The organism is Streptomyces mangrovi, from assembly GCF_900114215.1.
Taxonomy (GTDB): domain Bacteria; phylum Actinomycetota; class Actinomycetes; order Streptomycetales; family Streptomycetaceae; genus Streptomyces; species Streptomyces barkulensis.
This window is the reverse complement of sequence record NZ_FOSG01000009.1, coordinates 39,514-52,249: the sequence shown is the minus strand read 5'-3', so window position 1 is coordinate 52,249 and position 12,736 is coordinate 39,514. Positions and strand designations below refer to the sequence as shown.

General features: G+C 73.9%; 13 protein-coding genes. 8 read left to right on the top strand and 5 right to left on the bottom strand.

The annotated features are described in order from the left end of the window. Positions 1-127: 127 nt before the first annotated feature. A complete protein-coding gene (locus BM237_RS14605) occupies positions 128-1,180 on the bottom strand; it encodes a DUF6745 domain-containing protein (protein WP_093850076.1) in 1,053 nt (350 codons plus the stop codon). 41 nt (positions 1,181-1,221) lie between these two features. Next, positions 1,222-1,548, bottom strand: a complete 327-nt coding sequence (locus BM237_RS14600; RefSeq protein WP_093850075.1) for a DUF8820 family protein — start codon at positions 1,546-1,548, stop codon at positions 1,222-1,224. Between the two features lie 165 nt (positions 1,549-1,713). Between BM237_RS14600 and BM237_RS14595 the strand changes: the two genes are divergently transcribed. From BM237_RS14595 to BM237_RS14575, 5 genes are read left to right on the top strand one after another with little or no spacing between them, the layout of a single operon-like run. Then, the gene (locus tag BM237_RS14595; protein WP_093850074.1) at positions 1,714-2,685 is read left to right on the top strand and encodes an STM4015 family protein; all 972 of its coding nucleotides are present in this window, start codon (positions 1,714-1,716) and stop codon (positions 2,683-2,685) included. Then, complete coding sequence (locus tag BM237_RS14590) at positions 2,666-3,886, top strand: STM4014 family protein (RefSeq protein WP_175541010.1); 1,221 nt, start codon at positions 2,666-2,668, stop codon at positions 3,884-3,886. Before BM237_RS14595 ends, BM237_RS14590 begins: the two co-directional genes overlap by 20 nt. A gap of 31 nt (positions 3,887-3,917) precedes the next feature. Then, entirely contained in the window at positions 3,918-4,730 is an 813-nt protein-coding gene (locus BM237_RS14585; protein WP_093850230.1) for an STM4013/SEN3800 family hydrolase, read from the top strand. Continuing rightward, positions 4,727-6,193 (top strand): STM4012 family radical SAM protein, encoded by a 1,467-nt coding sequence (locus tag BM237_RS14580; RefSeq protein WP_093850073.1) that lies wholly within the window; start codon positions 4,727-4,729, stop codon positions 6,191-6,193. Before BM237_RS14585 ends, BM237_RS14580 begins: the two co-directional genes overlap by 4 nt. Before the next feature lie 11 nt (positions 6,194-6,204). Further along, complete coding sequence (locus BM237_RS14575) at positions 6,205-7,095, top strand: STM4011 family radical SAM protein (protein WP_093850229.1); 891 nt, start codon at positions 6,205-6,207, stop codon at positions 7,093-7,095. On the opposite strand, the gene BM237_RS14570 is transcribed toward BM237_RS14575, so the two are convergent. The 3 genes from BM237_RS14570 to BM237_RS14560 are packed head-to-tail and all read right to left on the bottom strand — an operon-like array spanning position 7,068 to position 9,137. Continuing rightward, entirely contained in the window at positions 7,068-7,907 is an 840-nt protein-coding gene (locus tag BM237_RS14570; protein WP_093850072.1) for an SAM-dependent methyltransferase, read from the bottom strand. The two genes, BM237_RS14575 and BM237_RS14570, sit on opposite strands and share 28 nt — an antisense overlap. A 46-nt stretch (positions 7,908-7,953) precedes the next feature. Next, entirely contained in the window at positions 7,954-8,262 is a 309-nt protein-coding gene (locus BM237_RS14565) for a DUF397 domain-containing protein (protein WP_093850071.1), read from the bottom strand. A gap of 8 nt (positions 8,263-8,270) precedes the next feature. After that, positions 8,271-9,137, bottom strand: a complete 867-nt coding sequence (locus BM237_RS14560) for a Sco1979 family transcriptional regulator (protein ID WP_093850070.1) — start codon at positions 9,135-9,137, stop codon at positions 8,271-8,273. Positions 9,138-9,350: 213 nt separating this feature from the next. On the opposite strand from BM237_RS14560, the gene BM237_RS14555 reads away from it, so the two are divergent. The 3 genes from BM237_RS14555 (at position 9,351) to BM237_RS14545 (ending at position 12,723) form a co-directional block, all read left to right on the top strand. Next, positions 9,351-9,761, top strand: a complete 411-nt coding sequence (locus BM237_RS14555) for an ATP-binding protein (RefSeq protein ID WP_245793625.1) — start codon at positions 9,351-9,353, stop codon at positions 9,759-9,761. A gap of 113 nt (positions 9,762-9,874) precedes the next feature. Further along, positions 9,875-10,285, top strand: a complete 411-nt coding sequence (locus BM237_RS14550) for a cytidine deaminase family protein (RefSeq protein ID WP_139238111.1) — start codon at positions 9,875-9,877, stop codon at positions 10,283-10,285. Positions 10,286-10,380: 95 nt separating this feature from the next. Further along, positions 10,381-12,723, top strand: coding sequence for a glycoside hydrolase family 95 protein (locus BM237_RS14545; RefSeq protein ID WP_245793624.1), 2,343 nt, complete (start codon positions 10,381-10,383; stop codon positions 12,721-12,723). The last annotated feature ends 13 nt before the right edge of the window (positions 12,724-12,736 follow it).

Below are 12,736 nucleotides of genomic sequence, written 5' to 3'. Positions count from 1 at the left end.
CGCGTCGCCGCAGGTAACAGCCTTTTCCCGACAAACAATCAAGTGTGCGGCCCCGGGAGCCGCGAGGGCCTGCCGGCCGCCGGAGGGTGCGTCCCCGGGCGGCTCCCGTCCCACCGGAAGCGGACCGTCAGGTCTGCACCTCCGGCTCGTACGCGTCGGGATGCAGGCCGAACGTCCAGGCGACGCCCTCACGGGCGGTCCGTGTGGACGGCGGCACCCTCAGCCAGTACGTGCGGTGCGTACCGTCCGGCTCGGGAGTGGAGTTGACCACCTCGACCGTCAGCACGGGCTCGTCGCCCTCCAGGTCGATCCGCCACAGCACGCCGGTGGGGTCCCGGTGGACCGGCCGGGCGCCGGACTCGGCCAGGTAGCGGTCGTAACCGTAGTGCTCCAGCATCACGCGGCGCAGTTCGGCGTTCCCCTCCGCACGGATGCGTTCGGGGGTCAGTGCGTCCAGCCCGGCGAGGAAACCCGCCGGGACCGGCATGCCCTTCCAGGCGTACAGGGCGAAGCCGTCGGGGAAGAGCAGTGCGGGGCCGTCGCTCCGGTCGAGCCGTCCGGCCTCGTCCCGGTGGAGCTCCACCGGGCGCTCCGCGACGACCGCCACCCGCTCGTAGGGCCACCACCAGCCCGCGGCGCGGGCGACCGCCGCAAGCCCTCCCAGCGGACCGGTCCCGTCCCCGCCGCCGAGAGCGGCCAGCCAGGGTGCGTCGTGCTGGCCGAGTACCGCGTCCAGCAGGGCCAGCCGCACCGCGGGCTCGTCCGCGGGCGAGGGCGACGACTCCTCGACGACTCCGGTGCGTACCCGCTCCACCAGGAGTCCGGTGGTGTCCCACAGCGGTGCGCCGGTGCGCGCCCAGTGCTCCGCCCACCCCACCGGGCCCAGCCTCCCGTGCAGCCGTTGCCGCTCCGCCGCCCACGGCAGGGTGCGGACCTCCCGCCGTACGCTGCGCCCCGCTCCCCGCAGGGTTCGTACGGCGGCCACGGCCGCGCGCGGCGAGCCGGCCCACACGATGCGCTCGGGCTCGGCGAGCCCGGCCGTGCGGTACGCCAGACGCACCCCGGCCTCCGCGGCGGGCCGGTCGGCCGGGCCGGTCCGTGCCGCGATCCGGCGCCACCGCTCCGTCTCCCCCGTCAGGTCCGCCGTTTCACTCGTCCGAGTGTTCGTCACCGTCGTCATCGCCACTTTCTCCCCGCTCGTTCCCGTCCGGCCCACGACGCTCAGTCGGCGACGATCCGCACGGCGCCCGGGACGTACTCGCGCTGCCGGACCACCCGGTACCAGCCTCTGGGCAGCGGTATCGCGGCGTGCTCCTCGTGCACCACGCGCCCGCCGTCGGGGAGGTGGAGCAGCAGCGGCCCGGAAGGCCCCGCTTCCCGCACGAGCCTGCCCGGTCCCACCACGGCGTGCGCGTGCCCGGTGACCTCGCCCAGGGCCAGCACCATCCGCCCCCGGGCGTCCCGCGGCAGCCCGGACTGCTCCGCGGCGGTGACCGGCACCGCCCCCTCGTCCACCGGCACGATCAGCACGTCTCCCTGGCGGTACACGGAGTTCTCCCCTCGACGTCCGCACCGGCCCGTCCGGCGGCGGTGGAAGAAAAGCTAGGACAGGGGTCTGACAGAGCGCCCCGAAGGGCCCGGGCCCGCACATCGGGCTGTCAGCGGCGGTTGATAGAACGTTCCGTACTGTCGGCACACGTTCGGGGGAGTCTCATGACCACCGTCGACCACCTGCAGGAGCTGTACGCCCTGCCCGCCCACACCTACATGCCGCCCGGCGCGGACGGCGGCCCGGCGGACCCCCTGCCCGCGGCCGCCTCCGTGGCCTGGCGCCTGTCCTACGACCCCTACGACGACGACTTCCCGGCCGAGGACTTCGAGGACGTCTGGCGCGGCTTCCTGGCGGCCGTGGACACCACGGCCGTCCGCGCCCTGATCATCGGACAGTGGGGCGAGGCCTACGAATCGGACTCCGGATTCGTCGTCGAGCTGCTCGCCTCGAACGCGGACCGGTTCCCCGCCCTGGAGGCCGTGTTCATCGGCGATGTGGTGGCGGAGGAGGCGGAGATCTCCTGGATCGAGCAGACCGACGTCACCCCGGTCCTGGAGGCCTACCCCCGGCTGCGCGAGTTCGGGGTGCGCGGTGGTTCCGGCCTGACGCTCCGCCCTCTGCGTCACGAGCACCTGCGCACCCTGGTGTTCGAGGCGGGCGGACTGCCCGGCGGCGTCGTGCGCGCGGTCGCCGAGAGCGACCTGCCCGCGCTGAGCCGACTCGAACTGTGGCTCGGCGTCAGCGAGTACGGGGGCGACGCCACCGTGGAGGACCTGGCTCCGATCCTGACCGGGGAACGCCTGCCCGCACTGCGCGGCCTGGGGCTGAAGAACAGCGAACTGCAGGACGAGATCGCCGCCGCCGTGGCCGGAGCGCCCGTGGTGGCGCGGTTGCGCGCCCTGGATCTGTCCATGGGCACCCTCACCGACAGCGGTGCCGAGGCACTGCTGAGCGGGCAGCCTCTCACCCACCTGGCACGGCTCGACCTCGCCCACCATTTCCTGAGCGACGCCGTGATGGAGCGGCTGCGCGAGGAGCTGGGAAGCGCCGGGGTCGATGTGGACCTCTCCGACCAGGAGGAGCCGGACGAGTACCGCGGCGAGGTCTGGCGCTATGTCGCCGTCTCCGAGTGATCCCGGCGGCAGCGGCCTCGGCGGCGGGACGCCGCGGTTCGCCGTCGTCGGCAACCCCGGAAACCGCCGGGTGGAGTCGTTCGCGGCGGCCGTCACCGGTGCGGGGCTGCCCGCTCCCCGCGTGCTGCCGTGGGCCGAGGTGCTGACCGGCGGCGCGCGGTTCGCGGCGGGCGAGACCGTGCGGATCGATTCGCCCGGCGAGGACCCGCTGGTCGAGCGTCTGCTGCGCGGGGTGGACGATCCGGCGCGCGTGGAGGGCACGGCCCGCTGGTACGCGAACTTCACGGCGGCCGTACGCCGTGTCGCCGGGGCCGCCCGGTCCGCCGGGTGCGCGCTGCTGGACGGCCCGGACGATCTGGCGGTGCTCTTCGACAAGCGACTGTGCCACGGAGCGCTGTCCGGGGCGGGTGTCCCGGTGCCCCCCTCCCCGACCTCCGGCCCCCGCGCCGCGCCGGTGACGGGCTGGGAGGACGTGCGCGCGGCGATGCGCGACACGGGGATGCGCCGGGTCTTCGTCAAACTCGCCCACGCGTCCTCCGCCTCCGGGGTGCTGGCCGTCGAGTCGGGCGGGCGCGGCCGGTGGCGCGCCACCACGTCCGTCGAACGCGCCCCGGACGGAAGCCTGTTCAACTCCCTGCGGGTGCGGCGCTACGACGGCGAGTCCGGAATCGCCGCCGTGGTCGACGCCCTGGCGCCGGACGGCCTGCACATCGAGCGCTGGCTGCCCAAGGCCTCCCAGCGCGGCAGGGCGGCCGACCTGCGGGTGGTCGTGGTGGCCGGGGAGGCGACCCATGCCCTGGTGCGCACCGGCCGCTCCCCCATGACCAACCTCCACCTCGGCGGCGCCCGCGGCGATCTGGCCGCGGCCCGCGCCGCGGCGGAGACGGCCGGAGTGCCCTGGGCGCGGGTACTGGAGGTGTGCGAGCGGGCCGCGGCCTGCTTCCCCGCCACCCTGTGCGTCGGTGTGGACCTGCTGCCCGCCACCGGCTGGCGTCGTTTCGCCGTCGGCGAGGTCAACGCCTTCGGCGACCTGCTGCCCCGGCTGACCGGGCTGGCCGGCGGCCGGGCCGAGGGACTGGACACGTACGCGGCCCAGGTCGACGCCGTTCTGCGCGGTGCGGTACCGGGCGAGCGGGCTGCCGCCCGGCCGGTGACCGGCGGAGCCGGGGAGCAGGAGGAGGTCCATCGTGCGGCGGCCTGAGGACGCCGGGGCCCGCGCGGGTGCCCCGGACATGAACCGGATCGTCGGCAGCCACGACCTGCTGCTGGTCACCCTGGACACCCTGCGCCACGACGTGGCCCGCGACCTGGCGGCCGAGGGCGCCATCCCCAACCTGGCGCGGCACCTGCCGGACGGGCGCTGGGAGGAGAGGCACTCCCCCGGCAGCTTCACCTACGCCTCCCACCAGGCGTTCTTCGCGGGCTTCCTGCCCACCCCCACCACCCCGGGGCCCCATCCGCGGCTGTTCGCGGCCCGCTTCGAGGGCAGTGAGAGCACCGCGGGGGGCACCTGGGTCTTCGACGCGCCGGATCTGGTGACCGGGCTGGCACAGGCCGGCTACCACACGGTGTGCATCGGAGGCGTGGGGTTCTTCAACAAGCGCGGCGCGCTCGGTTCGGTGCTGCCCGGTCTGTTCGCCGAGAGCCACTGGGAGCCGGAGTTCTCCGTCGCCTCCCCCACCTCCTTCGAGGCGCAGGTCGCCCGCGCCGAGGAGGTGGTGGCCGCGCTCCCTGCCGGGAAGCGGCTGTTCCTGTTCGTCAACGTCTCGGCGCTGCACCAGCCCAACTGGTTCCACCTGCCGGGCGCCACGGCCGGGGCCGGGGACTCCCGCGCCACCCACGCGGCGGCGCTGCGCTATGTGGACCGGCACATCGGGCGCCTGTTCGCCGCCGCGAGCAGCCGCCGCCCGTGCTTCACCGTCGTCTGCTCCGACCACGGCACGGCCTACGGGGAGGACGGCCACACCGGCCACCGGATCGGCCACGAGGTGGTCTGGACGGTGCCGTACGCCCATTTCACCCTCGACGCCTGCGAGCCGCGATGAGCACCACGACCGTTTCCGCCGCCGTTCCGTTCCCGGACGGCGCCCCGGGCCCGCACCGGGACCCGCACCGGAGCCCGTACCAGAGCTATGTGTACGCCTATCCGCACAAGACGGCCTACCGGCGGCTGCCGGAGCGGCCCGCGCTGCGCGGGCTGTGGGAGCGGGAGAGGACCGACGCGCTCTCGCTCTATCTGCACATCCCCTTCTGCGAGGTGCGCTGCGGCTTCTGCAACCTCTTCACCCGCATCGGCGCGCCCGACGGGCTGACCGGCGCCTACCTCGACGCGCTGGAGCGGCAGGCGGGTCCGGTGCGCGAGGCGCTGGGCGAGGGCGCCCGGTTCGCCACCGCGGCCTTCGGCGGCGGCACCCCCACCTTCCTGACCGCCGCCGAGCTGGAGCGGCTCTGCGACATCGCCGAGGAGCGGATGGGAGCGGATCTGCGCGCGGTGCCCCTGTCGGTGGAGGCGTCCCCGTCGACCGCCACCGCCGACCGGCTGGCCGTCCTGGCCGGGCGCGGCACCACACGGCTGAGCATCGGGGTGCAGAGCTTCGTCGACGCCGAGGCACGGGCCGCGGTGCGCCCCCAGCGGCGCTCGGACGTCGAGGCCGCACTGGGCCGCGTCCGGGAAGCGGGCATCCCGGTGCTCAACATCGACCTGATCTACGGGATCGAGGGGCAGACCACCGCCACCTGGCAGCGCTCCCTGGACGCCGCGCTCGCCTGGGAGCCGGAGGAGCTCTACCTCTACCCGCTCTACGTCCGCCCGCTGACCGGTCTGGGACGCGCCGTCGCGGACCCCGACACCTCCGGAGGGTCCGACGCCTCCGACGGGTCCGACGCCTCCGACGGGCCCGCCGTGCCCGACCCCCGGTGGGACGCGCAGCGGCTGGCCCTGTACCGCCACGGCCGCGACCATCTGCTGGCACACGGCTACGAGCAGGTGTCGATGCGGATGTTCCGCCGCACCGGGACGACGGCCGCCGCAAGGACGGACGGGGGCACGGCCGACCACGCCTGCCAGACCGACGGCATGGTGGGGCTGGGCTGCGGCGCCCGGTCCTACACCTCCGCCCTGCACTACTCCTTCGACTACGCCGTGGGGATGCGCCGGATACGCTCCATCATCGACGACTACGTCTCCCGCCCGGCCGAGTCCTTCGCCCACGCGGAGGTCGGCCGGTGGATGGACAACGACGAGGCCCGCCGCAGGCACCTGCTCCAGTCGCTGCTCCAGGCCGAGGGGATGGAGACGGCGCACTACACGGACCGGTTCGGTGCGCCGCCCGCCGAGCACTTCCCCGCCGAACTGGCCGGCTTCGCCGAGCGCGGCTGGCTGGACGAGGGCGGGGCCCCCGGGCGGCTGCGGCTGTCGGCGGAGGGCCTGGCCCACTCCGACGCGGTCGGCCCGGCCCTGTTCTCCCCGTCCGTGCGCGCCGCGATGGCCGCGTACGACCCGAGGTGACGGAGGCCGCCGTGGATCTGACCCTGCTCTACCGCGGGCCGCTGGCCTCGTGCGACTACGACTGCCCGTACTGCCCGTTCGCCAAGCGGCGCGACTCCCGCGAGCAGCTGCGCGCCGACCGGGAGGCGTTGGAGCGCTTCGCCGGCTGGGTGGCGGAGCAGCGCGAGGACCGGCTCTCGGTGCTGTTCACCCCGTGGGGCGAGGGCCTGGTGCGGTCGTGGTACCGGCACACCCTGGCCGGGCTGAGCCGGCTGCCGCACGTGGCACGGGTGGCGATCCAGACCAACCTGAGCTGCCGCACCGGCTGGCTGGACGACGCCGACGCGGACACCCTCGCCCTGTGGTGCACCTACCATCCCGGCCAGACTCCCTACGGGCGTTTCCTGGCCAGGTGCCGCGAGCTGGCGGACAAGGGCGTGCGCCACAGCGTCGGAATCGTCGGCCTGCCCGGCCATCTGCACCACGCCCGGCGGCTCCGTGCCGATCTGCCCGAGCACGTCTACCTGTGGGTCAACGCCGCCGAGGGCCACACCTACACGGACGAGGAGGCCGACCGGTGGACGGCGATCGACCCCCTCTTCCCGTACAGCCGCCACCCCCACCGCAGTGCAGGGCTCCCCTGCCGCACCGGTGAGTCCGTGGTCTCGGTGGACGGTGCCGGCACGGTGCGGCGCTGCCACTTCGTCCCGGCCCCGCTGGGCAACCTCTACAACGGCTCCTGGCGTGCGGCACTGCGGCCCAGGCCCTGTCCGCTGGCCGTCTGCGACTGCCACATCGGATACGTCCACCTGGAGTCGCTGCCGCTGTACGACGTCTTCGCGGGCGGTGTCCTGGAGCGGATACCGGCCTCCTGGCCGGGCGACGGGGCGCGGACTCAGCGCTTGACGCCGACCCCGCCGTAGAGCGCCACGCGGCGCAGCTCGCCGGGCTCGGGCACCGGTCCGTCCGGCCGCCACAGCGGAAGCTGCACCAGCCCGGGGTCGGTGAGGTCCCAGCCGTCGAAGAACGACAGGATCTCGGCATGGCTGCGCAGGCTGACCTGGGCGGTGGCGTTCCGGTAGACGTCGGTGCCCTCCTCCACCCGCTGCTTCTCGTGGAAGTCCGAGGTGCCGTGGGTGAGGACGAGGCAGCTTCCGGGGGGCAGCGCGCCGCCGAGCGCGGCCACGAGCGCGGCGGGGTCCTCCTCGTCCTTGACGAAGTGCAGGACCGCGATGAGCAGGAGGGCCACCGGACGGTCGAAGTCGATCAGTTCCCGGACGGCCGGATGCTCGATGACGGCCTCGGGCCTGCGGGCGTCGGCCAGGACGAACTCGGCGTTGCCCGCACCGGTGAGCTTGGCGCCGGCGTGGACGGAGACGATGGGGTCGTTGTCGACGTACACCACACGGGTGTCGGGGGCCGCGGCCCGGGCGAGTTCGTGGGTGTTGGGCGAGGTGGGGATGCCGGTGCCGACGTCGATGATCTGACGGATGCCCAGTTCCTCCACCACCGTCCGCACCGCGCGGCCGAGGAAGTCCCGGTTGGCCCGGGCGCTCACCCGCACGTCCGGGGCCATCCTCATCAGGCGTTCGGCGGCCTCACGGTCCACCTCGTAGTTGTCGCTTCCGCCGAGGTAGTAGTCGTACATACGGGCCGGGTGCGGCCTGCTGGTGTCGATCTGCTCGGGCGTGAAGCCCCCGTGCGCCTGGTGGATCAGGTGGGGCTGGTCAGTCATGCCGTCGCCGTCCTCGTCATCGTCATCGTCATCGTCTCGTCGGTTCTCAACACGTGCTCTGCCTCTGCGCGGGATGTGCGGGGCGCGCGGGCCGCGGTGCGGGACCCGCGCTCTCCTGGACGAGCAGGAAGTCGGCCTCCCCCGCCTTGACGCCCCGGATGAACCCGGCCATCGCGTGGTGGGCGTATATCAGAGCGGGTCCGTCGGGGTCGGTGGACTGGCGCAGCGCCACCCTTCCGTCCGCGAGCCGCATGGCCTCCACGCAGCTGCCCCCGTTGCCGCCGCTCCACGGCTTGCGCCAGCCCTCACTCCCCAATTGCCGGGCGGGCATGCCGTTGTAGACGCGTTTTCCCATGGGGTGGTTCACAGCTCCTTGCGCAGGCCGTCCAGGACGGCCTCGGTCCGTCGCACCGGCGCCGCCTGTGCGCACATCCGGTCCAGCGCCTCCTGGAACGCCGAGACGTCGTCGCGCTGGTCGAAGTAGACGGCGCCCACCAGGCTCTCGCTGTAGGCGACGTCGGGCAGTTCCGGGATGGGGAACCGGAAGATGTGGAAGGGCCCGTACATGGCCGGGTGCGGCCCGGCGTCGAAGGGCATGACCTGCAGGCGCACCGTCGGCATCGAGCACGCCTCGATCAGACGGGAGATCTGCCCGCGCATGACCTCGGGCCCGCCGATGGGCCTGCGCAGCACGGTCTCGTCCATCACCACCCACAGCAGGGGCGGTTCGTCCCGCGTGAGCAGCCGCTGGCGTTCCAGCCGCAGCGCGATGCCGCGCTCGATCTCCTCCTCGGCGACGTGCGGCATGCCCGCGCGCAGCACGGCGCGGGCGTACTCCTCGGTCTGGAGGAGTCCGGGCACGTAGTGCGGCTCGTAGGCGCGGATGACGTGGGACTCGCTCTCCAGGCTGACGAAGGCGCTGAACCAGTCGGGCAGCACGTCACGGTAGCGGTGCCACCAGCCGGGCCGGTTGGCCTCGCGGGCGAGGGAGAGGAAGCTGTCGATCTCCGCCTGCTCGGTGATGCCGTAGGTGCGCAGCAGCTTCTCGACGTAGGGGATCTTCAGACCGACCTCGGCCCGCTCCATCCGGCGGATCGTGGCGTGTGTGACGTCGAGCGCCTCGGCGGCCCGCTCGTAGGTCAGTCCCGCCCGCCGCCGCAGATCGCCCAGCCGCCGGCCGAGCACCACCCGCAGAACCGTGGGGGCGCCGCCCGCCCTGGTGTCAGCCACCGCACCCCTCCCGCACTCCAACTCACTTGTCCGCAGCGGCAGTTTGTCATGCCATCGGATCTTCCCGACAGGGTGGCATGCACGTTTGTGCAAACAACAGATTGATCCTTGCCAGATGTTGCTCACGCCCTTCACACTGAGGGCGTGGCTTACTTTTCCGATGTTCGCCCGCTGGAGCGCGCCGGGGGGTCCGTCGAGAGACCCCTGCGAGACGTGTTCCGCCTCCCGGCCATAGGCGCCTCCGTGGCCGAGGCCCGCAGAAGGGTCCTCGCCCGGCTGACAGAGTGGGACATCGGGGCGGTGGTCCGCGACGACGCGCAGCTGGTCGTCTCCGAGCTCTTCACCAACGCCGTGCGTCACACCGACAGCGAGAGGGTCGACTGCGAGCTGCGCGTCACGGGCGTACGGCTGCGGCTGGCGGTCACCGACCAGGGATCCGGCCCCGCCCGGCACGCCGGGGGCGCGGCGGGGCTCTGCCCGGAGGGCGGCGGCGCGGAAGGGGAGAACGGACGCGGACTGCTGCTGGTCAGCGCCCTGGCCGAGGCCTGGGGGGTACGGCCGGGCGCCGGCGGCAGGGGCCACACGGTCTGGGCGGAACTGGGCTTCGGCACCTCCGCCCCGTGATGCGGGACCGCCCGGCCTTGGCGGGGGAGGCCGGGCGGTCCCGCGTCGAACACGGCGCCGCCGCGCGGAGGAACGCGCTGCGCCCCGCGGGCGGCCGCGGATGGCGTGGCCGTATGACCAACGTGTCCGACGAAGAACTGATCGCCTCCGCCGAGGCGGTACTCCATCCGCACCCCGTCGGCGGCCGGCTCTTCGGCAACGTGGCCTCGACCCTGGTGGCGGAAACGGGCCGCCTCCACTCGGGCGTGTGCATCGACACCGGCTCGGGAACGGGTTTCCGCGCCGAGCACGCGGCCATCGCCGCCATGGTCACGGCGCGCGAGTACCGGATCGCGAAAATCGTCGCCGTATGGCGGGACGACGAGGGCACGCTGCGCGTGGTGCCGCCGTGCGGACGGTGCCGGGAGTTCATCCGGCAGATCGATCCGGGCAATCTCGACACCGAGGTGGTGCCGGGGCCGCGGCACTCGCTCCGGCTGCGGGAGCTGCCGCCGTATCAGGAGTGGCCGAGCGCGTACGGCTGAGCCCGTCCGCACGCCTCCCCGCGAGCTGTGCCACGGGTGTACGGTAAGCGCTTGCTAGACCGCGCCCGTCCCGCCTCCCCGTCCTGGAGCCGCAAGTGAGCACGGACCACCGCCCCGCCCACCCCGGCAGCCCGGCCCCCGGTGAACTCCGCCTGTGGTACCCCCGCCCCGCCTCCGAATGGCTCCAGGCCCTGCCGGTGGGCAACGGCCGTCTGGGAGCCATGGTGTTCGGCGGCACGGACGGCGAGCGGCTTCAGCTCAACGAGGACACCCTGTGGGCCGGCGGCCCGCACGACTACGACAACCCCCGGGCCCTCGCCTCCCTCCCCGAGGTCCGCCGGCTGGTGTTCGAGGGGCGGTGGGACGAGGCGCAGGCCCTGGCCGACTCCGACCTGATGGGCGTCCCCGTCAAGCAGCTCCAGTACCAGACCGTCGGCGATCTGCGTCTGTCCTTCCCCGAGGGCGGCGAGACCACCGGCTACCGGCGCGAACTCGATCTGGCCACCGCCGTCGCCTCGGTGGAGTACACGCGTGGCGGGGTGCGTCACCGCCGCGAGGTGTTCGCCAGCGCGCCGGACCAGGTGATCGTGGTCCGGCTGACCGCCGACTCCCCCGGCGCCATCTCCTTCACGGCCCGCCTCGACAGCCCGCTGCGCTCCGTCTCCCGCTCCCCCGCCCCGCACACCATCGCCCTGGACGGCGCCGGCGACGACGCCCAGGGCATCACGGGCGTGCTGCGCTTTCACTGCCTGGTGCGGGCGGTCGCCGAGGGGGGCGCCGTGCGCTCGGCGGACGGTGAGCTGCGCGTCGAGGGGGCGAACGCCGTCACCCTGCTGGTCTCGGCCGCCACCAACCACCGCGACTGGCGCGGTGTGGAGGAGGATCCCGGCGCGGCCGCCCGCCGCGCCGCCGCCCCGGTGGACGCGGCGGCCGCCCGGCCCTGCGCCGAGCTGCGTGCCCGTCATATCCGGGACCATGCGGCGCTGTTCGACCGGGTACGGCTGGAAGTGCCGCCCACACCCGCCGCCGCGCTGCCGACCGACGAGCGGGTGGCGCGCTTCGCGCGCGGTGAGGACCCGCATCTGGTGGCGCTGTACTTCGCCTACGGCCGCTACCTGCTCATCGCCTGCTCCCGTCCCGGCACCCAGCCGGCGAACCTCCAGGGGCTGTGGAACGACCTGACCGACCCGCCGTGGGGCGGCAAGTACACCATCAACATCAACACCGAGATGAACTACTGGCCGGCCGCCCCCGCCAACCTCCTGGAGTGCTGGGAGCCGCTGTTCGGCCTGCTGGACGATCTGGCCGCCGCCGGCGCCCGTACCGCCCGGGCCGTGTACGGCGCGCGCGGCTGGGTCGCCCACCACAACACCGACCTGTGGCGCGGCACCGCTCCGGTGGACGGGGCGTTCTGGGGAATGTGGCCCACCGGCGGCGCCTGGCTGGCGCTGTCGATCTGGGAGCATCACCGCTTCACCGGCGACGAGGCGAAGCTGCGAAAGCGCTATCCGGTCCTGGCCGGCGCGGCGCGTTTCTTCCTGGACGCCCTGGTGGAGGACCCCGCGACGGGGGAGCTGGTCACCTGTCCGTCGATCTCCCCCGAGAACGCCCACCACCTCGGCCCCGGCGGCTCGCTGTGCGCGGGTCCGGCCATGGACAACCAGATCCTGCGCGATCTGTTCGACGCCACCGCCGCGAGCGCCGAGCTGCTGGGCGTGGACGAGGAGCTGGTGAAGGAGGCGCGGGCGGCTCGCGAGCGGCTGGCCCCGCCGCGGATCGGGGAGCTGGGGCAGCTCCAGGAGTGGCGCGAGGACTGGGACGCGGCCGCGCCCGAGCGCGGCCACCGGCACGTCTCGCATCTGTACGCGCTGCACCCGGGCGGCCGGATCACCCGGCGCGGCACCCCCGAGCTGTTCGAGGCGGCGCGCACCACGCTGGAGCTGCGGGGCGACGCGGGCACGGGCTGGTCGCTCGCCTGGAAGATCAACTTCTGGGCGCGGCTGGAGGACGGCGCCCGCGCCCACAAACTGCTGACCGACCAGCTCACCCCCGAGCGCACCGCCCCGAACCTCTTCGATCTGCACCCGCCCTTCCAGATCGACGGCAACTTCGGCGCCACCGCGGGGATCTGCGAGTGGCTGGTGCACAGCCACGCCGGTGAGATCCATCTGCTGCCCGCCCTGCCGCCCGCGCTGCCCGAGGGCTCGGTGCGCGGGCTGCTGGCGCGCGGCGGTTTCGAGGTGGGCCTCACCTGGCGCGGCGGTGCGCTGGCCGGAGCCGAGCTGCTCTCCCGGGCCGGACGCCGGGCGCGGGTGCGCACGGCCGGCGAGGTCGCGGTGTCCTGCGAGGGGCGGCCGGTGGAGACCGTACGGCCTGAGGCCGGGGTCGTGGAGTTCGGGACGGCTTCCGGGCGCGTCTACCGGCTCGTCCCGGGCTGAGAAGCGCCCGCAC

What these genes read in the sequence shown, in the direction of transcription:
- BM237_RS14550 (WP_139238111.1), top strand. Translation starts at nt 9,875, where the DNA reads ATGACCAACGTGTCCGACGAAGAACTGATCGCCTCCGCCGAGGCGGTA.
- BM237_RS14590 (WP_175541010.1), top strand. Translation starts at nt 2,666, where the DNA reads ATGTCGCCGTCTCCGAGTGATCCCGGCGGCAGCGGCCTCGGCGGCGGG.
- BM237_RS14565 (WP_093850071.1), bottom strand. Translation starts at nt 8,262, where the DNA reads ATGGGAAAACGCGTCTACAACGGCATGCCCGCCCGGCAATTGGGGAGT.
- BM237_RS14585 (WP_093850230.1), top strand. Translation starts at nt 3,918, where the DNA reads ATGAACCGGATCGTCGGCAGCCACGACCTGCTGCTGGTCACCCTGGAC.
- BM237_RS14595 (WP_093850074.1), top strand. Translation starts at nt 1,714, where the DNA reads ATGACCACCGTCGACCACCTGCAGGAGCTGTACGCCCTGCCCGCCCAC.
- BM237_RS14570 (WP_093850072.1), bottom strand. Translation starts at nt 7,907, where the DNA reads ATGACTGACCAGCCCCACCTGATCCACCAGGCGCACGGGGGCTTCACG.
- BM237_RS14580 (WP_093850073.1), top strand. Translation starts at nt 4,727, where the DNA reads ATGAGCACCACGACCGTTTCCGCCGCCGTTCCGTTCCCGGACGGCGCC.
- BM237_RS14605 (WP_093850076.1), bottom strand. Translation starts at nt 1,180, where the DNA reads ATGACGACGGTGACGAACACTCGGACGAGTGAAACGGCGGACCTGACG.